Origin of the sequence: Sphingomonas sp. (assembly GCF_025353885.1) — a bacterium.
Classification (GTDB): domain Bacteria; phylum Pseudomonadota; class Alphaproteobacteria; order Sphingomonadales; family Sphingomonadaceae; genus Sphingomonas_O.
Genome location: NZ_JANXNX010000070.1, coordinates 22,914 through 47,148, shown reverse-complemented (window position 1 = coordinate 47,148; position 24,235 = coordinate 22,914). Strand labels below are relative to the sequence as shown.

General features: G+C 59.6%; 20 protein-coding genes. 16 read left to right on the top strand and 4 right to left on the bottom strand.

The genetic code is table 11. The features are described 5' to 3' along the window. Nucleotides 1-3 precede the first annotated feature (3 nt). From Q0R02_RS07815 to Q0R02_RS07775, 9 genes are all read left to right on the top strand, one after another. On the top strand, nucleotides 4-2,235 hold the full coding sequence (locus tag Q0R02_RS07815; protein ID WP_293882181.1) for a Wzz/FepE/Etk N-terminal domain-containing protein: 2,232 nt from the start codon (nucleotides 4-6) through the stop codon (nucleotides 2,233-2,235). Continuing rightward, nucleotides 2,232-3,344 carry a glycosyltransferase gene (locus Q0R02_RS07810; RefSeq protein WP_293882180.1) on the top strand — a complete coding sequence of 371 codons (1,113 nt, stop codon included), beginning with the start codon at nucleotides 2,232-2,234 and terminating at the stop codon, nucleotides 3,342-3,344. Before Q0R02_RS07815 ends, Q0R02_RS07810 begins: the two co-directional genes overlap by 4 nt. 18 nt (nucleotides 3,345-3,362) lie before the next feature. Next, on the top strand, nucleotides 3,363-4,781 hold the full coding sequence (locus Q0R02_RS07805) for a glycoside hydrolase (protein ID WP_293882179.1): 1,419 nt from the start codon (nucleotides 3,363-3,365) through the stop codon (nucleotides 4,779-4,781). A 219-nt stretch (nucleotides 4,782-5,000) separates the two neighbouring features. Beyond that, nucleotides 5,001-5,570 (top strand): hypothetical protein, encoded by a 570-nt coding sequence (locus Q0R02_RS07800; RefSeq protein ID WP_293882178.1) that lies wholly within the window; start codon nucleotides 5,001-5,003, stop codon nucleotides 5,568-5,570. 22 nt (nucleotides 5,571-5,592) lie between these two features. Beyond that, nucleotides 5,593-7,389 carry a type I secretion system permease/ATPase gene (locus tag Q0R02_RS07795; protein ID WP_293882177.1) on the top strand — a complete coding sequence of 599 codons (1,797 nt, stop codon included), beginning with the start codon at nucleotides 5,593-5,595 and terminating at the stop codon, nucleotides 7,387-7,389. A 1-nt stretch (nucleotide 7,390) separates the two neighbouring features. Continuing rightward, nucleotides 7,391-8,746, top strand: a complete 1,356-nt coding sequence (locus Q0R02_RS07790) for an HlyD family type I secretion periplasmic adaptor subunit (RefSeq protein WP_293882176.1) — start codon at nucleotides 7,391-7,393, stop codon at nucleotides 8,744-8,746. Between the two features lie 101 nt (nucleotides 8,747-8,847). Beyond that, on the top strand, nucleotides 8,848-9,636 hold the full coding sequence (locus tag Q0R02_RS07785; protein ID WP_293882175.1) for a sulfotransferase family 2 domain-containing protein: 789 nt from the start codon (nucleotides 8,848-8,850) through the stop codon (nucleotides 9,634-9,636). Beyond that, nucleotides 9,633-10,550, top strand: a complete 918-nt coding sequence (locus tag Q0R02_RS07780) for a glycosyltransferase (protein ID WP_293882174.1) — start codon at nucleotides 9,633-9,635, stop codon at nucleotides 10,548-10,550. Before Q0R02_RS07785 ends, Q0R02_RS07780 begins: the two co-directional genes overlap by 4 nt. Before the next feature lie 30 nt (nucleotides 10,551-10,580). Further along, nucleotides 10,581-12,050, top strand: coding sequence for an oligosaccharide flippase family protein (locus tag Q0R02_RS07775; RefSeq protein WP_293882173.1), 1,470 nt, complete (start codon nucleotides 10,581-10,583; stop codon nucleotides 12,048-12,050). Here Q0R02_RS07775 and Q0R02_RS07770 read toward each other — a convergent pair. From Q0R02_RS07770 to Q0R02_RS07755, 4 genes are read right to left on the bottom strand one after another with little or no spacing between them, the layout of a single operon-like run. Next, a complete protein-coding gene (locus tag Q0R02_RS07770; protein ID WP_293882172.1) occupies nucleotides 12,039-13,139 on the bottom strand; it encodes a glycosyltransferase in 1,101 nt (366 codons plus the stop codon). The genes Q0R02_RS07775 and Q0R02_RS07770 overlap by 12 nt on opposite strands. Continuing rightward, entirely contained in the window at nucleotides 13,136-14,155 is a 1,020-nt protein-coding gene (locus tag Q0R02_RS07765; RefSeq protein WP_293882171.1) for an acyltransferase, read from the bottom strand. The genes Q0R02_RS07770 and Q0R02_RS07765 overlap by 4 nt, the downstream gene beginning before the upstream one ends. After that, a complete protein-coding gene (locus tag Q0R02_RS07760) occupies nucleotides 14,155-15,210 on the bottom strand; it encodes an acyltransferase (protein ID WP_293882170.1) in 1,056 nt (351 codons plus the stop codon). The genes Q0R02_RS07765 and Q0R02_RS07760 overlap by 1 nt, the downstream gene beginning before the upstream one ends. Beyond that, nucleotides 15,210-16,274, bottom strand: a complete 1,065-nt coding sequence (locus Q0R02_RS07755; protein WP_293882169.1) for an acyltransferase — start codon at nucleotides 16,272-16,274, stop codon at nucleotides 15,210-15,212. Before Q0R02_RS07755 ends, Q0R02_RS07760 begins: the two co-directional genes overlap by 1 nt. Before the next feature lie 215 nt (nucleotides 16,275-16,489). Here Q0R02_RS07755 and Q0R02_RS07750 point away from each other — a divergent pair, with 215 nt between their 5' ends. The 7 genes from Q0R02_RS07750 (at nucleotide 16,490) to Q0R02_RS07720 (ending at nucleotide 24,229) form a co-directional block, all read left to right on the top strand. After that, nucleotides 16,490-16,651, top strand: coding sequence for a hypothetical protein (locus Q0R02_RS07750; protein WP_293882168.1), 162 nt, complete (start codon nucleotides 16,490-16,492; stop codon nucleotides 16,649-16,651). Beyond that, nucleotides 16,648-17,373: a bifunctional 2-polyprenyl-6-hydroxyphenol methylase/3-demethylubiquinol 3-O-methyltransferase UbiG gene (locus Q0R02_RS07745; RefSeq protein WP_293882166.1), complete on the top strand. Its 726-nt coding sequence runs from the start codon at nucleotides 16,648-16,650 to the stop codon at nucleotides 17,371-17,373. The genes Q0R02_RS07750 and Q0R02_RS07745 overlap by 4 nt, the downstream gene beginning before the upstream one ends. Continuing rightward, complete coding sequence (locus tag Q0R02_RS07740) at nucleotides 17,366-18,442, top strand: acyltransferase (RefSeq protein WP_293882164.1); 1,077 nt, start codon at nucleotides 17,366-17,368, stop codon at nucleotides 18,440-18,442. The genes Q0R02_RS07745 and Q0R02_RS07740 overlap by 8 nt, the downstream gene beginning before the upstream one ends. After that, nucleotides 18,439-19,491 (top strand): acyltransferase family protein, encoded by a 1,053-nt coding sequence (locus tag Q0R02_RS07735; protein ID WP_293882162.1) that lies wholly within the window; start codon nucleotides 18,439-18,441, stop codon nucleotides 19,489-19,491. The genes Q0R02_RS07740 and Q0R02_RS07735 overlap by 4 nt, the downstream gene beginning before the upstream one ends. A gap of 104 nt (nucleotides 19,492-19,595) precedes the next feature. Then, nucleotides 19,596-20,585 carry a glycosyltransferase family 1 protein gene (locus tag Q0R02_RS07730; protein WP_293882160.1) on the top strand — a complete coding sequence of 330 codons (990 nt, stop codon included), beginning with the start codon at nucleotides 19,596-19,598 and terminating at the stop codon, nucleotides 20,583-20,585. 166 nt (nucleotides 20,586-20,751) lie between these two features. Beyond that, nucleotides 20,752-22,431, top strand: a complete 1,680-nt coding sequence (locus Q0R02_RS07725) for a ShlB/FhaC/HecB family hemolysin secretion/activation protein (RefSeq protein WP_293882158.1) — start codon at nucleotides 20,752-20,754, stop codon at nucleotides 22,429-22,431. Nucleotides 22,432-22,459: 28 nt separating this feature from the next. Beyond that, entirely contained in the window at nucleotides 22,460-24,229 is a 1,770-nt protein-coding gene (locus Q0R02_RS07720) for a DUF2341 domain-containing protein (protein WP_293882156.1), read from the top strand. The last annotated feature ends 6 nt before the right edge of the window (nucleotides 24,230-24,235 follow it).

Here is a 24,235-nt window from a genome sequence, read left to right as displayed (position 1 = left end):
GCAGTGAATCTTCCATCGAAATATCAGGGTAACGAACTGGCAGGGCGCCCGCCGACGCCGCTTGCCCTGCAGTTTGCGGCCGACGGAGACAGCGATCGCCTGAATCTGCGTGCCTTGCTTTCGCTGATTCGCCGCCAGATCTTGATGATTGCCACGATCATCGGCATCTGCCTCTTGCTGGCGGTGCTGATCACCCAGAACGCGCAGCGCCTTTACACCGCAAACGCCGACATCCTCCTGAAACCCACCGCGGAAACCATCACGCCCAGCACCGATCCTGCGGCCGACAACCGTCCACGCGGATCGGAGCAGGTCGAAACCGAAATCCAGTTCATCCAGTCACGCGATCTGACCGGCAAGGTCTTTGACCAGCTTGCGCTCGCCAGGGATCAGGACTTCGTTGCCCAGCTTACCGGGACCGGGCGGATCAACGGGCTCTTGCGATCGGTTGGGCTGGCGTCGGCGTCGTCGGGTTCGGCCGCGATGACGGCACCCAAATTGCGCGAGGCCGCGATCGACCAGCTTCAGGGCGGGCTTACTGTCAAGCGCGTGGGCAATTCGTTTGCGCTGCGGCTGAGCGCGACCAACGGCGACCCCGTGCTCGCGGCCCGAATCGCCAACGGCTATGCCCGGATTTACGCGAACGACCAGGTCGCGACAAAGGTCGCGGGCACGCAGAACGCCGTCGGCATCCTCCGCAATCGGATGGAAGCACTGCGGGTCACGGCGCAGAACGACTTCCGCGCGGTCCAGCAATATCGGATTTCGAACAGCCTGCAGAGCAAGTCGGGAACGTCGCTAACCGAGCAAGAGATTTCCGCCTATAATCAACAGGTTGCGATCGCCCGTGCAGAGGCGACGCAGGACGCGGCGCGCCTTGCGGCGGCGCGGAATGGCGGCGGGGCGGGTGATTCCGCGACGTCGGCGGTGGTCATCGCCCTGCGTGGCCAGCGCGCCGCGCTCAGCGTGCGCGTTGCCGAATTGTCCGAAAAATATTTGCCGTCGCATCCCGATCTCGTGTCGGCCAAGCAGCAGCTCGACGACATCGATGGGCAGATCAGAAATGAAGTCGGGCGCGCCATCCGTACTCTGCAAGCGCAGGCCCAGGCTTCTTCGGCACGGCTCGGTTCGCTGGCGGGGAGTCTTGGGGGTGCTTCCAGCAAACTGGATCGCAACAATCGCGCGCTCGTCGACCTTGACGATCTTGAGCGGCGGGCCACGGCTTCGCAGGCGCTCTACGACAGTTATCTGAACCGTTACAAAGAGTTCGTCGCGCGGTCGGGGGCAGAGCAGGCCAATTCGAGTTTGTTGTCGGGAGCCGCCGTTCCAGACAGCCCCAGCAGTCCAAACCTGGTGCTCAATCTACTTCTCGGATTCCTGATCGGCGCGCTCGTCGGTACCGCAACAGCAATCGCGGTCGAGGGTGCCTATGCGGGCTTCACGACGGCGGAGGAGGTGGAGCATCGCCTGCTCGTCCGCTGTCTCGGCTCCATCCCCTTGCTGCGATCGCTGCCGACCCATGGCGATTTGCCGCTGGCGGCGATCGAGGCGCATCCGGGCGGCGCATTCACCGAATCGATCCGCAGTATCCTTGCCGCCAGCCGTCAGTCGACCAACAGTCGCAACCAGGTGATCGCCGTCACCTCGGCGTCCCCGGACGAGGGCAAGACCACGATTGCCGCCTGCCTGGCGCGGGTCGCGGCCATGGCGCATGAAAAAGTGGCGATCATCGATTGCGACGTTATCCGGCGCAACCTCAGCATCACCTGTGGTGCCGAAGCTGGCCAGCCGGGCCTGCTCGAACTCTTTGCCGGGGTCGCACCGCTGGAACTGTTCCCGCCGTTGCCGCAACTCGGCGGGGCCACCCTGTTCGGCATCACGACGCCGTTCGAAGGGGGCACCCGGTTGCTGGAAAAAGGCAAGCTGCACCGCCTTGTCGCGCTGCTTCGTGAGCGGTTCGACGTGGTGATCCTCGATTGCGCGCCCATCCTGCCGATCGCCGAAACGCGGGAAATCGTGACTCTCGCCGACAATGTCATCGTCGTGACGCGGTGGCGGGCGACGAGCGACCGGATGGTCCGCGCCGCGCTGAAAATGTTGCCGCTTCAGGCGATCGGTGATCTTGGTATTGTGCTCAACGGTATCGACCTGCGCCAGCGGTTGCGCTTCGGCGACGGCGATCCGCAGATCTTCGCCAAGAGCAACAAGAATTATTACACCAGCAAGCCCGCATGACCGCGCGGACCGCGCCGTTCAAGCGCGTTGCCATTGTGCACTATTGGCTGGTCGGAATGCGCGGCGGCGAGCGTGTGCTCGAGCGCCTGCTCCACCTTTATCCGCAGGCGGACATCTTCACCCACGTCTATGATCCGGCGGCCGTGTCGCAAGTCATCCGCGAGCGCGTCGTCAAGACCAGTTTCATCGACCAGCTGCCCGGAGCACGGCGGCACTATCAAAAATACCTGCCGCTGATGCCGCTGGCGCTCGAACAGCTCGACCTGCGCGGTTATGACCTAGTCATCAGCAGTGAATCCGGACCCGCCAAGGGCGTCATCGCCGCGCCCGATGCTTTGCACCTCTGCTACTGTCATTCGCCGATGAGGTATTTGTGGGACCATTACCACGAATATCTTGAAACGGCGGGCTGGGCGTCCCGGACGGTGATGCCCGTTCTGTTCAGCCGGTTGCGACAATGGGACGTGACATCGGCGGCCCGTGTCGATGCCTTTGTCGCCAATTCATCCTTTATCCAGCAACGCATCCAGCGCGCGTGGCGACGCGATTCGACAGTTGTCCACCCGTCGGTCGCGGTCAGCGAGTTTTCGGTCTCCCGTGATGTCGGCCCCGGTTATCTGTGGGTCAGCCAATTGCGACCCTATAAACGCGCGGCGTTGGCAATCGAGGCTTTTAATCGGCTGGGTTTGCCGCTGACCGTCGTGGGGGACGGTCCGCAGGCGAGTGAACTGGCACGCCTGGCCAAGCCGAACATCACGTTCAGGGCACGGTTGAGCTACGCTGAACTTAAAAACGCTTATGCCAATTGCCGCGCGCTGGTGTTCACGCCCGAGGAGGATTTCGGGATTGTCCCGGTGGAGGCCAACGCCAGCGGGCGACCCGTCATCGCGTTCGGGCGAGGGGGCGTAACCGATTCCATCATCCCGCGCGAAACGGGCATTTTCTTCGACGAACAAACCCCCGATGCCTTGTGCGCGGCGGTCGAGGATTTCGAACGTTGGCTACCCGACTTTGACCCGCAACGCGCGGTTGCCAATGCAGCGCGGTTCGCTCCGGAACGCTTCGACGAGGGCTTTCGAGCCGCCGTCGCAAGCGCAGCCGGTTTCTGAGTCGATGAGCGCGCAGCAATGACAATCACGATCTTCGGCGTGCTGGTTGCGCTCATAGGTGGCATTCTGATGCTGCGCGCTTCGATGCTGACGATGCTGGTTTTTGTCATGATGACGACGTTACTCGGCGGATCGGCGGCATTCTATCTGTCAACCGGGTCATCGGTGCTGCCATCGATCGAAGCGGTGCTGTTGCTGACCATCCGTTGTATAATGCCGACCCATCGTCCGAATGGAGCATTGCGTACGGCGCTGGATGCCAATTTGCCGCTGCTGCTTTTCGTGATTTATGGGGTGGCTGGCGCGCTGGTGCTGCCGATCATCTTTGCAGGCGCAATGGACGTCGCGCCCTTGCGGCCGGTATTCACGCCTGACCCCTTTGCGACGATCCCACTGTCCTTCACACCGCAAAATCTGACGTCAGCAGGCTATCTGTTCACAACAATGCTGGGTGCCGTCTGCGCCTTCGTCGCGGTGCAGTCCCGTGGTGCCGAAGCCCGCGTTGCGCGGGCAGGGGCGGTTGTCGGGATCACGCATGCAACGCTCGGGTTTGTCGGCATTGCGGCGACGGGGACACCCTTGACGGCGGTTTTCGATTTCTTTCGCAACGCCCTGTATAACCAGGTCGATCAGGAGATCGGTGGCCTGGCCAGGATGAACGGCATTTTCGCCGAGGCATCGAATTTCGCGGCTTATGGGTTCGTCTACTTCGTCTTCGCCACCGAAATGTGGCTGCGGGGTATTGACCGGCGCTGGACGGGGAGTGCGTCGCTGGTGCTGGTGCTGGCGCTCGTCGTGTCGACGTCAACCACGGCCTATGTCGGCCTCGCCGGTTACGCTGCGATCCTGTTGCTTCGAAAAATATTGTTTCCCGGAACGATCCCGTTGACGAACCTGGTCGCAATTATGCTCGGCGTCCTTTGTGCGGCGGTTGCCATTCTGTCGCTGTTCGTTGTTCGCCCCGAGTCCCTCAAGATTGTCGACCTGGTTTACCGCATGATGGTGGTCAACAAATCGGAGTCCGAATCGGCGCTGGTCCGGATCATGTGGGCCAAACAAGGGATCGAGGCATTCTGGATCTCGGGCGGGCTTGGCGTCGGCGTCGGCAGCTTTCGATCATCCAGTCTCGGGACGGCGATCTTGGGTTCGATGGGCGTCATCGGCGTGGCAACATTTGCTGCTCAGACCTTGCGCGTGCTGAAGCCCCTGAAGCAGTCGACCTATCTGCGCACGGGCGACGCACGCATCGACGTCGGTGCCGCCGCGACCTGGACTGTGGTAGCGATGTCGATCCCGTCGTTCGTTTCGGCACCGTCGCCCGATCCCGGCCTGAACTGGGGCCTGATGGTCGGCATCGCACTAGGGTTGCGCCGGGTTTCAGGGACCCAGCATTTTTCGGGAAATTTTGAAAAAAAGGAACTGCTGGCGACTGGCTAAAACTATTCGGGCCCGCCACATAACAAGTATAGATTTTGAAGTGCGTGTTAGTCACTTCAACATTACTTTCTAAATGACATAACTGCGAACAATTCATTACATTATGATGACACAATCGCGAACATTCTGACTTGCTGCTGAGGGCAACTTGCCGTAGATACTATGGACGGGTTTGGTCTGATGATCTCCTGTTCTCGTTGGCAACACCAAGGGCTTTTCGTGAAACAATCTGTTCCGACAGTGCTGTTGGCAGCGATGCTGGCGCTCAGTGTTTATTCGCCACAGGCGAGCGCGGCTGTAAAAGGAGCCAGTGTCGCGGGTGCAATGCTGCCCGACCGGTACCTGACGTGCATTCTGGGGCGCTCGACCAACATCGACCCCGGCAAACCGCAAACGACCGCCGACATCATTTCGGAAGGTCGTCACAAGTTTGTGCTTCGCCTGCCGCCGATCCCGGTCCATCGGGGGGAATTGCCGGATCCGACCGATGCCCCGGATCCCGTGGATGCCCGCACAAGGGTTTTGTTGGACGCCGATGGCCTGACGACCGGGGTCGTTCTGACTTTCAACCGGGTCGTGGACCTTTGGCCCACGCGTGTCGAGATGCTGTCGGCTGTTGTCGGTTCGTCATGGTCGCGCATGATCATCATCGATCCGATCGACCCCGCTGCCGGGCGCGCCCACCTGTTCATGACGCGGGTAAGGGATGCCGCATCGATGGACCTGCAGCACATCTATCAGGGTGAATGCACCATCGCCGACCGCCTTTCCACTACTGCTGCGCGCTGACGATGCCACGGGTGTCCGAATAGTGCGACTTTTCGGAGTTTCCGTACCGCCGGCACTCGATGCGGCAGTTGCTTCGTGTCGCGACCATTTCCGGCTGGCCGCGGCGCTGAGCGCACTGGTGAACATCCTGTATCTCGCGCCGACGATTTACATGATGCAGGTCTATGACCGCGTCGTACCGACCCAGGGCACGACGACACTGATCTGGTTGACTGTCTTGATCGCGTTTGCGCTGGCAACGCTGGTGGCACTCGACGCTTTGCGAAGTCGCGTCATGCTGCGGGCGAGCGTGCGGCTGGACAATCAGCTGGCCCAGACCATCCTCGATCACACCATGAACCGCCGCGATGCGGGGTTGGCGGGTCGGGCACCGCGACAGGCAATGCGCGAATTCGACAATCTGCGCCAGGCCGTTGCCGGAACATCGGCGATTGCGCTGTTCGATATTCCGTGGACTCCGGTGTATATTCTCGTTGCTTTTCTGGTGCATCCAGCGATCGGCCTGCTGGCCGCGGTCGCCTCGTTCATCCTGCTCGGCATTACCCTTGCGAACGAGCGCGCCAATCGCGCGACGGGCCTGGTGGCATTGCAAGCCATGGGCAACGCCTACGCCGCGCAGGAGCGGATCGCCCAACGCGCCGAAGTGATCCGGGCGCTGGGGATGCGCAAAGCGACCGTCGGTCGCCTGCGGGCGGAACGCGAGCGGGGCCTGCATTTGACCATGTATCAGCAGGTCGAGAACGGTCGTTACGCCTCGGCAGTCAAGTTTTGTCGACTGTTGTTGCAATCGCTTGCTCTTGGCCTTGGCGCCTGGCTGGCGGTGCTGGACCAAATTTCCGCCGGTAGTATCATTGCTTCGTCGGTGCTGCTGGGACGCGCGTTGCAGCCGATCGAGGCGCTGGTCGGCAGCTGGGCAAGCATCACACAAGCCCGACAAGCGATCCAGTCGCTTGGCACGCTTTTGACCGATGCACCTGCAATCTGTCCTGCCGGGCAGCGGTTCGAACTTCCCGTCCCGAATGGTGCTTTGTCGGTGCGCGACATGGGTGTGGATGCTCCCGACCCTGGCGGCAGTCCGCTGCTCGCCGACATAAGTTTCGATGTCGAACCGGGCGAGTTGATCGGAATCATCGGCCCTTCGGGTGCGGGAAAATCCATGTTGGCGCGCGTGATCGCCGGTGCGTTGACGCCCGATCACGGAATGGTCCGCATCGACGGGGCCGACATGCTGGACTGGGAAGCCGAACGGCTGGCGCTCCATATCGGCTATTTGCCGCAGGACGCTGCTTTGCTGCCCGGAACTATTGCCGAAAATATCTCACGTTTCGCCTTGGCACGGGGCGATGCACCCGAAGCCGTGACGGCTGCGATATTGAAAGCCGCCGAAATTGCCGGTGTCCATCAGCTGATCGTGGCTCTGCCCGGTGGGTATGACCGACGGATTGGCTGGGGCGGGGAGGAATTATCGACCGGCCAGCGACAGCGCGTCGCGCTGGCGCGCGCGATCTATGGCGATCCGGTCTTGTTCGTTCTGGACGAGCCCAATTCGGCGCTCGATGCCGATGGCGAAAATGCTTTGACGCAGGCGATCGGTACGGTGCGGGCGCGCGGGGCAACCGTGCTCATGGTGACGCACCGCGCACAACTGCTTTCCAATGCGACGCGGTTGCTCCTGCTCGTGAACGGGACAATGAGTATGTTCGGCGAATATCAGCAAGTGCTTGCGGCGCTCCAACGACCGGCCTCGACGCGTGGAAAAAGTGCGACGCCGCGCGAGATTACCGGGACTCCAGAACTTGCCGGCCCGGGGGTTCACTGAAATGACCGTTTCGCTGGCCGTCGCTCAACCTACTGCGGTCGCGCCGCGGTTCGACGACGGCATCCGTCAGGAACTTCGCTGGACGATGATCCTGGGTGGCCTGTTTTTCGGGGGCTTTTTGGCCTGGGCCGGGCTCACGCCGCTTGATGCCGGGGCGTTCGCGCGAGGCATCGTCGAAGTCGCGGGCAATCGCCAGGCGGTGCAACACCGTGAGGGCGGCACCGTGGCTGCGCTATTCGTCGGCGACAATCAGCTGGTCAAAAAGGGGCAGCCGCTGCTCCGAATTGCCAGCGGCGACATCGCCGCCGAGGAGCGCGGGCTGGCGAGCGAATATTATATGCTCGCCGCACAGAATGCGCGCCTGATCGCCGAACAGCGCGGGGCTCCTGAAATATCGAGGCCGTCGGAGTTTACCTTGTTGGCACCCGCCGACGCGACGCTGGCCAAAGAAGCGATGGCGACACAGGCCGCCGTGCTGCGCGTCAAACGCAACGCCCTTTCGGCTCAGAAAGCGGTGTTGAGCCAGCGTGCCGCCCAGTCGCGCGCGCAGATCGGTGGCATCGCCGATCAGCGCACCGCCAACCGTGAACAGCGCAAGACGATCGTGGACGAACTCGACGGACTGCGTTCTCTGGCGGAACGGGGGTATGTCACCAAGACGAGGCTGCGCGCACTCGAGCGTGCGGCAGCAGGGCTCGACGGCGATTTCGGTGCGCAGGCCGCCGATATTGCAAAGTCGCGGGAGGCCATCGGCGAGCAGGCCATGCAGAGCACCCTGCTCGATCGCGACTCGCTGAAAGACGTCAACAACGAGATCCGCGATGTCGCGTTGAGGCTGAATGAGCTGCGCCCGCGCCTTGGTGCCGCACGCGAACGACTGGCGCGCAGCATACTGCGTGCTCCTGCCTCGGGGCGAGTGGTTGGGCTGACTGCGTTCACGGTGGGTGGCGTGGTCGCGCCCGGCCAGACCATCATGCAGATCGTCCCACAGGATCGTGAGCTCATCATCAAGGCCAAGATTGCGCCCGACGATGCCGATGACGTGCGGGCCGGGATGCCGACCAAAATCCGCTTTCCCTCCATCCACGGTCGCACCACGGCACCGATCAGCGGAACCCTGGTCGCAATATCTGCCGATCACCTGATCGACGACCGGTCGGGTACCAGCTTTTTCGAGGGCGAGGTGCGCGTTCCCGTCAGCGAACTGCGGAAGTTGACCCACGCCACCGATGGCGTGTCGCCGATCCGTCCCGGCTTGCCTGCCGAGGTGCTGATCCCGCTGGCCAAGCGGACAGTGCTCCAATATCTTTTGGAACCGGTGACCCAGTCATTCTGGCGGTCGGGACTCGAGCATTGATCTGCGGATCGTCCCGACTCTGTAACACGCGGCCCATAAGGCGCTAATCAGCCGGACCGGGGGGTAATTGTGTCGCTGTATCCAAAATTGCGGATCGTCCGATGATCATCTCGGACCAACACCGCTTTGCCTTCGTGCATATCCCCAAATGCGCTGGCACTTCGGTGCGCAAGGCGTTGCGCCCGATCGACGAAACCATCGGCACGTTCGACCATATTGCCGAGCATCCACAAATGGGGTTGATCCACTACAGTCACATCACGCTGCCCGACCTTGCGCTGTTTTTTCCCGATCATTTCAATAAAGTGCAGTCGTTTCGTTCACTCGCCATCGTCCGCGATCCGGTCGATCGCTTTTTCTCAGCAATCTTCCAGCGTCTGCGTGAATTCAAGAAATTCGACCAGTCGCAGATCACCGCACCGATCATCTCTCAGGAAGCCGCGCAGGTGATTCAGCATCTTCAGGCGAGCAGGGAGCGTCTCGACCTGGAATATGTGCATTTCAATCGTCAGTCGGACTATGTCTTCAACGCGGGCGAACGGATCGTCGATCAGGTGATCGCGCTCGACCGACTCGACGATGCGGCGCGGTATATCGAGACTTGCACCGGTATCCGGCTGGCTCCGCAGGGCCGCGAAAATCGTACGGCGGATTTGCGCTTTCAGTCGCTCAAACCCATCGTTCGCGCGTTGCGGGCACCCTATGTCGCCCTTGTTCCTCACGCGAAGCGCGAACGTTTGCGCCGAGGCTTGATTCGCGTCGGCATTTACGGAGATGTGGAAAAGCAGCAGTTCGTAAAACCTGGAAGCACCTTAGACACGTTCCTTCACGATTATTACCGGCAGGACTTCGAACTCGTCGCTGGCGCCGCCCAAGTGATCGCCCGATGAAAATCGACCCTGCCGCAAGTCTGTCCGACAAATCTGCTCCGACCGTTGCAATTATTATCGCCAGCCTTGGCCGCCCCGACATTCTGGGTGAGTTGCTGGACGACCTTGCCAACCAAAGCCGTCCCGCCGACCGTATTATCTTGTCCGTCACTTGCAAGGCAGACTTGCCCCCCGATGCCGCTGCGCGCCCAACGGTCGAAACGATCATCGGGCCGATCGGATCGTGCGTGCAGCGCAATCGAGGCATCGACCACATCGGGGACAGGTGCGACATCCTGTTCTTTTGTGACGACGATTATGTGCCGTCGCGCTTCGCGATCGAGCGGATAGCGGCGCTGTTCGGAGCCAATCCCAACCTTGCGGGAACGACGGGACACCTGCTGGCCGATGGCGTGAACAGCCCCGGGATTGGCGCGCAGGAAGCCCGGGTCATGCTGGACGACTATGATCGTCGGCCCGCCGCGCCGTCGACCGTGTACCGTGACCTCGCCGGGCTTTACGGATGCAACATGGCATTCCGGAGTCTGGCGATCAAGGACGTCAGGTTCGACGAGCGCTTGCGGCTGTATGGCTGGCAAGAAGACATTGACTTTTCGGTGAGAATTCGTCCGCGTGGTCGCATCGCCAAGAGCTTTGCATTTGCCGGCGTGCATCGCGGGGTCAAGGCCGGGCGATCTCGTGGCGTGCGGATCGGTTATTCCCAGGTGGTCAATCCGGCGTATCTGGTGCGCAAGGGAACAATGGACTGGCGGTATGCCTGCAACATCGTCTTGCGAAACTTTTTTGCCAATCACCTGCGGTCGCTGGGGGCGGAACCGTGGGTGGACCGGATCGGTCGCGTGCGGGGTAACTGGATCGGGGTTGGTGATGTGCTTCGCGGACGTCTTACGCCCGAACGTGTCGAATCACTTTAATGTGCATGCGATGATGGTCGGGTTTCTAACATGACGGGGTCGCGAGTTGCGCGTGCTTCGCTGTGGGCGATAGCGGGGGGTGGCGGTCAATATCTGATCACGTTCCTGCTGCTGGTCTACCTCGCTCATAGCCTCAATCCACGCGACTTCGGGTTGATGGCTACGGTGACGATCGGCCTTGACCTCGGCATGCAGATCGCACGCTGGGGCCAGGTCGAATTGCTTCAGCAAAGCCGCTATCGGTCCGACGACGCGCGTAACCAGGCTATGCGCGTTTCCGTTGCAATCGCGTCCATTTTTGCAGCGATCTTTGCAACGATCGCAAAACCGCTGGCGGAATATTATGCATCGCCCGAACTGGCATGGATGTTCTGGCTGTGTGCCCCGGTGTTTGTCCTGTCGTCCTTGAGCGCGACCGCCGAGGGCATCTTGCGCAGTGAATTCCGATTTCGCCTGCTGGCGTATCGCGGAACTATGACGGCGGCAGTCGGGGGCGTCGTCGCAGTCGGCCTGGTCGCGCTGGGCTACAACGGGATTGCCCTTGCAGCACAGCGGCTGGTGCAGGCGTTGATCGCCGTGGTCTGGGTTTGGTCCTCAGTGTCCTGGCGGCCAAGCTTTGGCAGAACAATTCGTTATTCACGAGAGTTGCTCCGTGACGGGGCAAGCCTGATGACCGGTATGATCCTGCCGTTGATCGTGCCGCGCGCGATCGATCTTTTCGTCAGTGTGACACTCGGTCCGGCTCCTCTAGGATTATTGCGCATCGCATTCCGCATTTTCGAATTTGTCGGCCAGATGGTCATCATGCCACTGGTGGGTGTCGCAACGGCCCAATTGTCGCAGTTCCCTGGCGATGTTGCCGGAATGCGGCGATCCTATCTGCGTTTCACTCAAGTCAGCGCCGCGCTGATTTGCCCGTTGATGATCGGATTTGCTCTTGTCGCGCCCGAAGCCGTGCCAATCCTGTTCGGGCCGCAATGGCTTTCAAGCGTGCCGCTGGTGCAGATGGTCAGCATTCTCGCGCTGACCGCGCCGCCAAATTACTTCTACCCATCGGCCATGGTCGCACTCGGCAAAAGTCAGCTCGTCTTGAAACAAGGGGCGTTCCAAGTCGTGGTCGGTTTGCTGCTCGCGGGATTTGCGGCGCAATATTCGCTAACGGCGGTGCTCATCGCGCAAATCGTCCGCGGCATTGTGCTGAGCGCTTACAATGCGGTCGACTTGCGGCGACATATGATGCTGTCGTTTCGCGAGATGCTACGCTGCATGACGCCGCCCTATGTCGCGACGGCAGTCATGGCCGTGGCTATGGGAGGTGCCCGATATGGACTGGTCGGTCATACGTCGCCGCTGGCGATGATGCTGGCGATGATTACCGTCGGATCTGTCGCTTATACACTGGCGATCCTTCTCGGGGTCCGCTTGCGGATCTGGCCCGATTTCCTGCTGATCTTTTCCCGGTGGATGCCCAAGCGGCTACAGCGTGTTTTATTGATCTGAACGAGCGAGAATTTCGCCTAAGGCGCTGCGCCACGCCGCCTGAATCCGGCCAATGTCGAAACGTGCCGTCGATTGTTTTAATGCCAGCAGATGCCGCGCGCGCGTGGTCGGCGACATTGCGGCCAATGCCGTCATCCCTGCCGCGATCGATGGGATGTCCAGCGGGTCGGCAAGCAGCGCCCCGTCACCGGCGACCTCGTGGAGGACGCTGTCACGACTGACGAGTGGAACAAGGTCGCGCGCGACTGCTTCGGCCACGGGCATCCCGAATCCTTCGAGCAAGCTGACAAGGACGAAGCCCGCCGCATTGCCGTAAAGCCAACTAAGCTCGGCGTCGCTGACATAGGACAAACAGATTACGCCAGCGACGCCCCGGGTAGCCGCTTCGACGTGCTCGAAACCCGGTTCGCGTCCCCCGCAGATAACATAGCGATAACCTTGGGCAGCCAGTCCGCTTTCCGCGAAGGCGGCGATGCATCTGGCCTGGTTCTTGCGGTCGCCGACGCTCCCGACGGTGAGCAGATAGGGACCGTCAACACCCCGGACGGGTGCAGGCAGCGTAGCGACGATTCCGGCGCGCGTGGCTGGATAAATGACGCGCATCTTGTCGGCGTTCGCGCCGGGAAAAGCGCCAATGAAAGCGGCGCGACTTGTTTCGCTGACGAAGATCAAATGTGGCCCGACTCGTTCGCAGGTCCGGTAGATATGGGCGTAAATGCGGCCGACGTCGGGATCGAACAATTGCGGGTGCGTTACCGGCCCGATGTCGTGGCACAGGACGGCATCCTGCGACCGCAGTTGCGTCGTCGGGACAGTGAAGGGATCAAGATGAAGCAGCGGGCGGCTTGAGCGGCGACCGGGCAAGGCGGCAAGCGGGCCACCGATCGTCCGGCCGGTGATGTGCCAATGTTGCAGGCGCCCGACGATGCGACCAAACAGGCGGGCAGGGGGCTGTTGGCCCCGGATCCACCAGTAATAGACATCGCCGATCGGAAGGTCGGGGCTGTCGAGCAGGTCGCGTCCGATGAAATACTTGCCCGTGCGATTATGTATCGCCAGCGAGAAATCGACGTCGATCAGATTGTTCATCGTGACCTGACGCGCGTTCTTAGCCGACCGATAATAGGGTCGATGATCCGCACCGGGATCGACCCGAGAACCAGTGTCACCGCAATCGCAAGCAGAAACAGCGCGATCGTCGGCTGGCTGCTTGCCAACAATGTACCGGCAATCAAACCGGCCTGAAGATGCAGAAGGTAAATCGGGTAGCTATAATTGCCGATCGCCTGGTCAACTCTGCCCCATGAAGCCGTTGCCTTGGCATGGAACAATGCGCAGATGATTAGCGCGGAAATCCCGATGTTAAGCCAGTTGCCAAACAACGCCAGCCATTTCCAGCCACTTATGCCCTGCAGACCGATAATCGTCAGATACAAAATCCAACGCCCGGCGATTAGCAATCGCGGGTCCCCCAGCCTGGCTCGATCGAGAAATTGCCAAACCCCTTCCCGATAGTGCCAGGTCACCGCACCGATAGAAAATGGCAGGGATCCAGCAGGGATAGCTTCATAGAGATACCCTCCGCCTTCGGGATGAAGACGCCGGATCACAAGCACATAGGCAAGGCTCAGCGCGACCCATGTCCAGGCCGTCATGCGTGTTTTGGAAATGCCCAGACCGATCAGGACATAATAGCATATCTCCACCGTCAACGCCCAACTGAGCGGCACGAGACGGGGCACAATCCTTTTCGGGATCAGGTCCGCAAATATCATCGTCAGATTCTGGAGCCAGCTGCTAACCGTATTGGGCACCGTCATCGCGACGTTGTAATGGGCGACGGTCGCTGCCCCGAGCCAGAAGATAAGACAGAGGCTGGTCAATACCGCGAACCAATAGCTTGGATAAAGACGCAGGGCCCGGTTGGTAAGATAACGGATGAAGCCACGGAAATTATAGCCGTATGTCCGATGCACGATTTCCGTCATCAGGAATCCTGACAGGACGAAAAACGAAAAGACGGCGTAAAATCCGATTAATGGCACCGCCAGCAGGTGTTGCGCGACGACTTCGATCGCGAGCAGTGTGCGCCAGATACCGAACATCAGCCCTTCCCCTCAGCGATTGCTCGATGGCGGATGCGCGTGCGGCGGCGCTCGATGGCCGGGTCGATTACCGTCACGCAAACAAGCGCGACCAAGCCGGTCATAATGAGCGTCAAGATGAGGATGGCGACGCCTTCTAAAGATCGGAGCCGCGGCATCCGTTCGCCGAACAGCAGGACGGACGCGAGGATCCCGACCTGCATGTGAAGGAGATACACGGGATAGCTGAAATCGCCGATAAATTTGTCCAGAGCGCGGCGCGGCTTTGACCAGTTGGCGTCGGCGAGGCCCGCAACGATGAGGCTGCTGAGCGCCACATTCACCCACAGAGCCAACAACGGGATCCAATGCCAGTCCGTTTGCCAGTACAAGGCCAACGCCATCAGGAAAATAAGCCAACGGGTGGCAAACCAACCTGAGGAATTTAATTTCAACCGGGCCTGGATACGCCGCATATCCTCGCGAAAATGCCAGGTGAGTGCTCCAGCCGCAAAAGGCAGCGATCCGGCGGGGATCGCCGCGTAGAGAAATCGGTTTTCCGCATTGAACTGGTGAATAATGACAAGATAGGCGATGCTGGCGACAAACCAGACAAGCGTGACGCGCTTTGACCTTGAGATGCCGAGGCCGATCAAAAGATAGTAACAAATTTCCACCGTCAGCGCCCATGTCGGCGGCGAGAGGATCGAGTGGGCGTCGCTCGGAACGAAATATGGAAAAATCATTGTCAGATTCTGGAGCCATTCGGCAAGTGAGTGCGGCATGGTGAAGGCGGCAAAATGCTTGGTCGCGTTCGGTGCCCCGACCCAGAGAATGACCGCCGCGCTGATCGCGATGGCAAACCAGTAGTTGGGATAAAGCCGTAGAGCGCGGTTTTCAGCGTAGCGCAGGAGGCCGCCGGGAGTATACCCATAGGTGCCGTGCATGATCGCCGTCATCAGGAAACCAGACAACACGAAGAACGAAAATACCGCATAGGCACCGAGGATCGGGACGAGCAGGATATGCGAAACGACGACCTCAAGGGCCAGCAAGGTTCGCCAGATGCCGAACATCAGGCCGCCGATCTACGAATGCGATTGCGCAATCGCTCTACGGAAGGATCAATCATGCGCGTGCAGATGGAGCTGACCAACAGGGTTAGAAGGAGGCCAAGCACAAACACAGCAACGCTGCGTAGAGATCGCCCTGCAACTGGCCCTCCAAAAAGAAGCGCCGCCGCCACGATCCCCATCTGGAGATGGAGCAGATATATCGGATAGCTATAATCGCCGACGGCTTTATCAACCCTACGACTGCGTGGGCCGGGGCGCCGATGAAACAGTGCACACACGATGAGCCCGGAAAGACCGACATTTATCCAGTTGCCAGCCATCACCAGGATTTTCCACCCGAACAAGGCTTGGACGAATGCAATGGTGAGGTAAAAGCCCCAACGGCTTACGACGAGCAGGCGGGCGTCGCCGATCCAAAACCGGTCAAGCTGGTGTTGTATTTCTGTCCTGTAATGCCAGACCAGGGAACCGGTTGAAAATGACAATGATCCCGCAGGTATCGCGCTGTACTGATAAATCGGGATCAACTCGTTGGCTGATTCCCTCAGATGGTGAAATGACGTCGCAAGAATGACGTAGCCGATGCTCGCCAGAAACCAGAGCCATGATGTACACTTCGTTCGCGAAAGGCCAACGCCGATAAGAACGTAGAACACGATTTCGACGGTCAGGGCCCAGGCCAATGGCACCAGTCGGGGCCAGACGTCGCGCGGCACGATATCCACAAAGATCATGGCGAGGTTTTGAGCCCAGTCGGCGGCCCTTTCCGGAAGGGCAATCGTCGGATGATAGTGAAGTATCGTGTCACCGCCGAGCCAGGCGACGAGAAGGATGCTGGTCAATAAAGCAAACCAATAACTCGGATAAAGCCGCAAGGCCCGGTTGCCGATATACCGTGCGAAGCCACCGACGCTATATCCGTAGGTATCGTGAACAATTGCAGTCATCAGGAAACCGGAAAGGACAAAGAACGAAAACACGGCGTAAGCACCAATGAAAGGCAAAAAAAGAAGGTGAAAAGCCACGACTTCAAGCGCCAGCAAGGTTCGCCAGATGCCGAACATTCTCTATATTACAGCGACGGCTGAGTAAGAGCGCCGTGGCCGTCGGATACGGGCCAACCCGAATATGTCTTGCTGCTCATCGTATGGTTCCACCCTTTAATTGGCCATGGCACCACGATGTTACAAAAATAGAACATTCGTGTCCTAACGGGAGGATGAAATTGGAACGCAGGATTCGCAGAGGTTGTCTGCGGAGGCCAGCTCAAGGGGGAACAATGGTAATCAGCGCAATAGCGACCTTGCGCAGCGACGCGCCGGAACTCGGCAATTCGATCAGCGCAAAGCCATCTATGCCTGTTCAGGTCAGCGCCTTGCTGCCGATACAAAAGGGCAAGGTTACGGCCGTGCCCCAGATCGCCGAAGCGGTTGCTGCGTGAGCGATTTCAGGGATCAGTTTTATGAGGATTATTTGGACTTCAAGCCAGATTGGCATGGCAAGCCGTCGCCGGGTTATGCTGCTTATTTTGTCAAGGTACAGCCGCTCGCCGCACTACCGCGTCATGCCCGAGTCCTGGAAATCGGGTTCGGTGATGGCCAGTTGCTGCGATGGTGCACGGACCGGGGGCATGATGTTACCGGCGTCGAGATTGTCGAAGCGCTGGTCACGCGCGCCCGCGATTTGAGGATCGATTGCCTGCCGGGACCGCTGACGGCACAGACGCTGGCGGATCGCCAGTTTGACTCGATCGTCGCATTCGACGTGCTGGAGCATATGACGTTCGAAGAGATTGCCGACTTCTTCGCCTTTACCAAGCCTAGCCTCGCGCCGGGGGGGTTCTACCTGCTCCGTTTCCCCAACGGTGCCAGCCCGTTTGGCTGTAATTACCAGGCAAGCGACATTACGCACAAAAGCATATTGTCCCTTGGCATCATGAAGCAGCTTGCGCAGCGGGCGGGACTACGCGTCGATGCAACGCTCCAGCCGCGACCCTATCCTTCCTCAATCACCGGAAAACTGCAGCGTCTTCTGGGATATGCGTTACAGGATTTCATCAGTTGGATGCTGACGCGCGCCTATTTCGGCGGACAGGCCCATCTGGAAGCCAATCTGCTAGTCGTATTGAAGGTCAACCCCGACGCAACGACGCACCATGAATGACCCGGAACCCCGCGCCGACGCGCAGCGGCGCATGGCCGTCATCGATTCGCTGCGACTGATCGCTGCTACCCTTGTGTTGTCCCAGCATCTTTTTGAGGGGCGCAAAGGTTTAATCCACGCCTTGCTCATTCCGCTTGCGCCCGGCGTTGCTGGCGTAGCGATATTCTTTTTCATAAGCGGCTATGTCATTCCCATGGCTGCGCGGCGGGGACTTCGCATCCGCGAATTCATGATCCGTCGCCTGTTTCGCATCTACCCGCTCTACCTCGTGACATTGGCACTGATGACGCTGGCGGGCGTGACCCAATTCCTTCCACAGACGAGCTTCATGGCGGACGCGCCGCTGCGGCTCTGGCTTCCCAACATCCTGCTGATCGCCGAATATGTTCATGTTAGACCATTCCTTGGCGTCAGCTGGACCCTGGCAATCGAGCTGGTCTGGTACGTCCTGTTCGCCATGAGCATCGTGATGTTCGGCAAGCGCGCAGCCGATTGGCTGGATCTGCTGGTGCCGGGAGCGATCATGGTAATGGCGCTGCTGTCGCTGGCAATTGGAACGCGGATACCCCTTGGCCGACCCACGATGATCTATGCCGCAGTGATCGGTTTCCAATGCTATCGATACCATGTCGGGACATTGAGCGCGCGTGGACTAATCCGGACTATTGTCATTTTTGCAGTCGTCGCCCTGTCCGGCAATTACATTGCATTCGGCGTGTTCAAGCATCCAAATTTGACCATGATGCAGGCGATTGGCCCATGGATCGTTGCGACCACGGTGTTCCTGCTATTAGTGTTATGGAGGCCGTTGCGGGACGCGCGCGTCCTGAACAGCGGCTGGTTGCCGACGTTGGGCGTCATGAGTTATTCGATTTACCTGCTGCACCCGATGGCGGCGGCTATCGCCAACCGGTATCTGCCAGCCAGCCTGCAAGTATGTTCGGCGGTTCTCCTGACACTCCTGTTATCATGGGTCGGCTATCGCTTTATTGAAAAGCCCGGGATTGCAATGGGGCGGATCGCTTCGCGGTCGCCTGCCAAAGCACCGTTAAAGGCGCGTCCAGCATGACCGGTGCTGATACGCCAGCCCGGCTGGATTGGCTTGATATTGCGCGCGGTATCGGGATCGTGCTCGTCGCCACCGGCCATGCGCTGGGCGGCATTATCGACTCGCCGATGGGCGCAGGGCGGGGGGATGTTCGTACGGCGTTCTTTGTTATCTACACCTTCCACATGCCGCTCTTTTTCATATTGTCTGGTGCAATGGTGGCTCGGCGCGTCAACCGCAACCGTGGCGATTTTGCAGGTACGCTGGTGAGCGATCTGGTCTGGCCCTATTTTTTATGGTCGACCATCCAATTCACTTTGATCCTCACGCTGGGCGGGCTGGTTAATCATCCGATAACCGCATTGTGGCCCACGCTGAGCGCACTCTGGTCCACGCCCATTTCGCAATTTTGGTTTCTCTATGCCCTGTTCATCCTTCACGGCATTGCGATCCTGACGCTGAAGCTGCTCGGACGTGACGGATTCCTGCTACTGTGCTTGGCGTTGAAGCCGCTCGGGATGATCGTTGCGATGCCGCTTGTCCTTCGTTTGGCGGCGAACCAGGCGCCCTGGTATGGTATCGGGGTTTTTCTCGCCGCGCAGGGCCTTGCCGACCTTCTCACCACGCGGCGGGACTGGGTTCGCGCCATTATGGTCCCTGTGAGTGCCGCCGTATTGATCGCCTGTGCATTCGTCGCAGCCCCTGGCTTTTATGCTGGCGTAGACATGCAAAATGCGGCGGCACCGGTTGTTGCCGGGTTGGCTTGGAACATGGCCGTTTTTCCTGCCGGTCTATTGGGCGCCTTCGCGGTGATCGGAATTGCCGCATTCGACATGGGCAAGATCGGGCAGGCTCTCGCATTTCTGGGCAGGCGGTCCATGCCGATTTTCATCCTGCACATCATGTGCATTGCTTGCGTGCGGATCGTTGCCACGAAGTTTTTTGGCGTGACCGATCTTCGCGTCCTGCTTCCGCTAATGATAGTTTTCGGGCTGGCGGGGCCGCTGGTCGCGTTTCAAATCGCTGCGCGACTGGGGTGTAACCGTTGGCTCGGTCTTGGGCGTTTCTGATTACTATGGCTAAACGGTTCATCATAAACGGAAAATTTCTTCGCGCGGAGTCAACCGGGGTTCACCGGGTCGCCATGGAGTTGTCTAATGCGCTAGCCGATCTGATGGCTGAGGGACATCCGGCAGTTGCAGAAATGGAATTCGAGGTCTGGCACACATTCGACGGCAAAGCGCGCGCTGCCGAGGTACGATTGCCCTGCAGGACGGTCGGTTTCCTGACGGGCATTCCTTGGGAGCAGTTCACATTGCCGCTGATGCAAGGCAAGCGGACGCTGATCAGTCTCTGCAATATCGGACCGGTTTGCAGCCGAGACGCGATCACGATGATCCACGACGCGCAGGTCCATTTGTCGCCAGCCTCGTACGGTCGCGGTTTTCGCCTCTGGTACCGTTTCGTCCAGCCCATCCTGGGGTGTCGCAACCGGCGTCTCCTGACTGTGTCCGCCTATTCAAGGGCCCAGATTGCCGCCGCCGGCATTTGCCCCACCGACCGGATCGACGTGGTCCACAATGGCGTCGATCATATCCTGCGCGTCGCTAACGATCCGTCAGCGGTCTTGGTCCTGGGATTAACAAGCGGTCGTTATGTAGTCGCCTTGTCGACGACGCAGGCGCACAAGAATATCGCAATCCTGCTCAAGGCATATTCCGATCCAATGCTAGCGGACCTACCGCTGGTGCTGGTCGGGGGAACCGGACGTGAAGCATTCGAAGCAGCTGGCATCGAAGTCCCTGCTAATGTCCGATTTGCGGGGCGGGTCAGCGACGAGGCCCTGCGCGGATTGATGGAAAACGCGCTGTGCCTGGCCTTCCCCTCGAAGACCGAAGGCTTCGGGTTGCCGCCGTTGGAAGCGATGGCGCTGGGCTGTCCGGCGCTGCTTGCGCCTTGCGGGGCATTGCCGGAAATCGGTGGTGGGGCAGTCGTTTACGTGCCGCCCGACGATGCGGAGGCCTGGGCTTCGGTGATCCACGATCTTGCTCATTCACCGGCGAAACGGGCAGTGTTGGCAACGTTGGGGAAAGAACATGCGCGTAAATTTACGTGGCGCAACGCGGCGTTGACGCTTGTCGACACTCTAAATCGGACGTGTTGAAGGCGCAGGTTAAAAAAGTGTGAATTGAGTCGCTAAACCTACACAAAGTTACGCCAAAGCCACGACCATCCCGTTCGGGGCTGGGGTCAAGAGTAACATTTCGATGGTTAGCGAGTTTTCGAATAACCGCGTCGCAAACGCGCGCAGGGCATTGGCGATATCGTTGATGCTGACCCCTTTTTGTGCGTTTGCTCAAGCGGCACGGACGGCGCCGGTGCCGTCCAATGTTCCGGAACGTGCGCCCGATAAATTCCCGATTTATGCCATAGATGTTTCGGGCGTTACAAAGCTTGCGCCCGGCGAGATCGAGAACATCATTTATCGATTTACCGGTCCCGACCGGTCGAACATCGATGTCGAAGCGGCCCGCAAGGCAATCCAGGATGCCTACACGGTCAAGGGTTATGAGTCGGTGCTGGTCGAAAGCCCACTGCAAACGCGCGAGATGTTCAACGCCGGTGTGATCGCGATTGCCGTGAACGAGTCGCCGGTCGCAAACGTGAACGTGACCGGGTCAAAATATCATTCGGAACGGGTGCTGAGATCGCAACTGCCCTCGATCGCGCAAGGGCAACCGCTCGACTTCAAGGCGTTGCAAAAGCAGTTTTCGAATGCCGATCGATTTCCTGATCGCAAGGTGGAATTCAATCCAAAGCCTGGCACGGTACCAGGAACGATTGATGTCGACTTGGTCGTGAAGGACGAGTTTCCACTGCATTCAACCATGGAGCTGAATAACGACAACAGTTCGGCGACGTCGCGTCTGCGTTTGAGCGGATCGACGCGATATACCGATGTTTTTAAACTCGGCCACACGCTGTCGGCGAATTTCATATTCGCGCCACAGCGCAAGAGTGACAGCAGCGTTGTCGCGGCATCGTATGTTGCGCCACTGCTCGATAGCCCGTGGACGCTGTCGATCAGCGGCTATCGTTCCAATTCGGACATCGCCGCGCTGGGCGGGACCAATGTGCTGGGTAATGGTTATCAGGTGGGTGTTCGCGCGGCCTATCGCCTGCCGGTGAAAACTGGCTCCCAGTCGATTGGATTTGCCCTTGATTTCAAGAATTTCAATCAGGACGTGCTGGTCGGTGGCGTCAGCGTGGGACGCACCCCGATCCGCTATATTCCACTAACCGTCGACTACAGCGCGTTTGGCGGGGACAGTGAAAGCAGCTTTGCCAAAAAATTCGGCACGAGCACTTTCGGCGTGACGGCAGGTGCAACCCTGGGATTGCGCGCAATTAAACGACAACTCTGTATCGATACGTCGGTCGGCCAATCAAAGGTCGTCGATCGTTCGCAATGCAATTCGTCGTTGCCCAATCGAATACTGAGCGATCAGTTTACGAATAGCGCGGTTTCCAGTTCGGAAAACTTCGTACATTTCAATCTGGGTTTCAATTATTCCCTGGCGACCCCAAGCGACTGGGTTTTTGCGAGTTCGTGGAACGTCCAGATTGCCGATGTCCACCTCGTGACGAACGAACAGTTTAGCGCAGGCGGACGTTCGACGGTCCGCGGATATTTCGAATCCGAAGCGGTTGGTGACCAGGGGTTTGTCTCTACCTTCGAGCTGGCCGGGCCTTCGCTCGCGACGTTGTTGGGCAAGTCGGTTGACGAACTGCGGGCTTATGCATTCGTCGACTCGGCCTATATTCGTTCGCTGTCTGTGCTGCCTGGCGTCAATAGCACGACGCGCCTGCTGGGCGTCGGTGGCGGCGCGCGGTTGCGGCTGTTTGATCATATTTCGGGCGAGGTCATCGTCGGAGTCCCCCTTAACGCAGGGCCAGCGAGCAAGAAGGGTGAACCCCGGATGGTATTCGTTGTGCGAGGAGAATTATGAACATGGTTCGATCAATGAGGGCGTTACGATGATCCGATATCTGCTCGCGATCTTGATATCGCTGTCGGCTTTTACGACGCCGGCGCAGGCCTGGTGGAACAAGGACTGGCAGTATCGCAAGGCGGTCACCGTCGATACCTCGCCATCCGGGATTAACGTCAGCGGGGCGATTGGGCGGACGGTCGTGCTTGTCAAGCTCACTTCGGGGAACTTCACATTCACCGAGGCGCTGCAAAATGGAGCGGACATCAAGTTTGTCGACAGCGACGACAAGACGCCGTTGGCTGCCCATATTGAGAAATTCGATGCGGCTACCGGTATCGCCTATGTCTGGGTTTCCCTCGCAACCTTGAATGGCGGCGAGAAGAAGCAGATTTGGCTGTATTTCGGCAACGCCACGGCAGGCGCGAGCGACGATGCCAAGGGCACGTTCGACGCCGACTATCTCGCAGTCTATCATTTTGCCGACAACCCGGGTCAACCGACGGCCGACAAGACCGCTAACGGCAATAATGCGCTGAATGGTCCGCCGGGTGTCGATGACGCCGGCATAATTGGGCGGGCGGCACGTTTTCCCGGGCAGGGTGCGATACAGATTGCGCCTTCACCTTCTCTCGCAATGCCCGCCGGGGCTCCGTTTACTTTTTCGGCCTGGGTCAAGCCAGCGGCCCTGACTGGCGAGGCAGCGGTTTTTGCGCGCGGACCGCTGGTCATCGGGCTGTCGAATGGCGTGCCGTTCGTTGCGCTCGGCGCGGCGAAGACGCAGGTTGCTGCACCAGTCAAGCAGGCTGAGTGGACCCACTTGGCGGTTGTGGCCGACGGCAAAACGCTGAAGATTTATGTCAATGGCATCGAAGCGGGGGCGGCAACCGTCGCATTGCCAGCGCTCGACGGACCGATTTCGATCGGTGGGGCCGAGGGGCGGCCCTTCTCGGGCGACCTCGACGAAGTTCGCCTTTCGAAATCGGCACGTCCCGCAGCCATGCTGCTGGCGATGGTAAGCTCCGAAGGACCATCGGGTAAACTCGTCACGGTTTCGGACAGCGCCGAGAAGCAGGCCGGGGGCGGCAGCGGCGTGATCGGCTTCATCGTGTCGAAGCTCGAGCCGCTCGACCAAGGAGTCGTGACGATTTGCCTGTTGCTGCTGGCGGCGGCGATCGGTGTGATGATCTGGAAAACGCGGTATCTCAACGCCTGCGAGCGCGGCAACAAGGTGTTCCTGAAGCGCTTTACTGCCATGCACGACGACCTCGTGCCTGCGTCCGAAATCGCCGGTATTTCACCGCAAGAAGTCAGCTTCATCACCAAATCACCGCTCGGACGGCTTTACGAAACCGGCATCGAGGAATTGAACGTCCGCCGCCGGAAGTTTGGCGACAGAGCGTTGTCGAGCGAAGCAGTCGATGCCTTGCGCGCCGCAGTCGATGGCGTGGCGGTTGAGGAAAACCAGAAATTCGATAAATTCATGGTGCTTCTGACAATCGCGATCTCGGGTGGGCCGTTCATCGGGCTGCTCGGCACCGTCATCGGCGTGATGAGCACATTCGGCGGCGTCGCGATGGCTGGGGACGTCAACGTCAATGCCATCGCGCCGGGGATCGCAGCAGCGTTGCTGGCGACGATCGCAGGTCTCGCCGCGGCTATCCCGTCGCTGTTCGGCTACAACTATCTGAACAGCCGGATCACCAAGATATCGGATGATATCCGCGTCTTTACCGACCGGCTCATCACACGTCTGGCCGAAATGCAGGCGGAGGCGGCACACACGCCGCCGCCGCTGGGCATTGCAGCCGAATAAGGAGCC

Bases quoted from the DNA above. Each gene is read 5' to 3' on its own strand.
- Q0R02_RS07755 (WP_293882169.1), bottom strand. From the start codon at position 16,274: ATGTTCGGCATCTGGCGAACCTTGCTGGCGCTTGAAGTCGTGGCTTTT.
- Q0R02_RS07735 (WP_293882162.1), top strand. From the start codon at position 18,439: ATGACCGGTGCTGATACGCCAGCCCGGCTGGATTGGCTTGATATTGCG.
- Q0R02_RS07730 (WP_293882160.1), top strand. From the start codon at position 19,596: ATGGCTGAGGGACATCCGGCAGTTGCAGAAATGGAATTCGAGGTCTGG.
- Q0R02_RS07780 (WP_293882174.1), top strand. From the start codon at position 9,633: ATGAAAATCGACCCTGCCGCAAGTCTGTCCGACAAATCTGCTCCGACC.
- Q0R02_RS07805 (WP_293882179.1), top strand. From the start codon at position 3,363: ATGACAATCACGATCTTCGGCGTGCTGGTTGCGCTCATAGGTGGCATT.
- Q0R02_RS07725 (WP_293882158.1), top strand. From the start codon at position 20,752: ATGCTGACCCCTTTTTGTGCGTTTGCTCAAGCGGCACGGACGGCGCCG.
- Q0R02_RS07775 (WP_293882173.1), top strand. From the start codon at position 10,581: ATGACGGGGTCGCGAGTTGCGCGTGCTTCGCTGTGGGCGATAGCGGGG.
- Q0R02_RS07785 (WP_293882175.1), top strand. From the start codon at position 8,848: ATGATCATCTCGGACCAACACCGCTTTGCCTTCGTGCATATCCCCAAA.
- Q0R02_RS07770 (WP_293882172.1), bottom strand. From the start codon at position 13,139: ATGAACAATCTGATCGACGTCGATTTCTCGCTGGCGATACATAATCGC.
- Q0R02_RS07790 (WP_293882176.1), top strand. From the start codon at position 7,391: ATGACCGTTTCGCTGGCCGTCGCTCAACCTACTGCGGTCGCGCCGCGG.
- Q0R02_RS07810 (WP_293882180.1), top strand. From the start codon at position 2,232: ATGACCGCGCGGACCGCGCCGTTCAAGCGCGTTGCCATTGTGCACTAT.
- Q0R02_RS07750 (WP_293882168.1), top strand. From the start codon at position 16,490: ATGGTAATCAGCGCAATAGCGACCTTGCGCAGCGACGCGCCGGAACTC.
- Q0R02_RS07760 (WP_293882170.1), bottom strand. From the start codon at position 15,210: ATGTTCGGCATCTGGCGAACCTTGCTGGCCCTTGAGGTCGTCGTTTCG.
- Q0R02_RS07765 (WP_293882171.1), bottom strand. From the start codon at position 14,155: ATGTTCGGTATCTGGCGCACACTGCTCGCGATCGAAGTCGTCGCGCAA.
- Q0R02_RS07740 (WP_293882164.1), top strand. From the start codon at position 17,366: ATGAATGACCCGGAACCCCGCGCCGACGCGCAGCGGCGCATGGCCGTC.
- Q0R02_RS07720 (WP_293882156.1), top strand. From the start codon at position 22,460: ATGATCCGATATCTGCTCGCGATCTTGATATCGCTGTCGGCTTTTACG.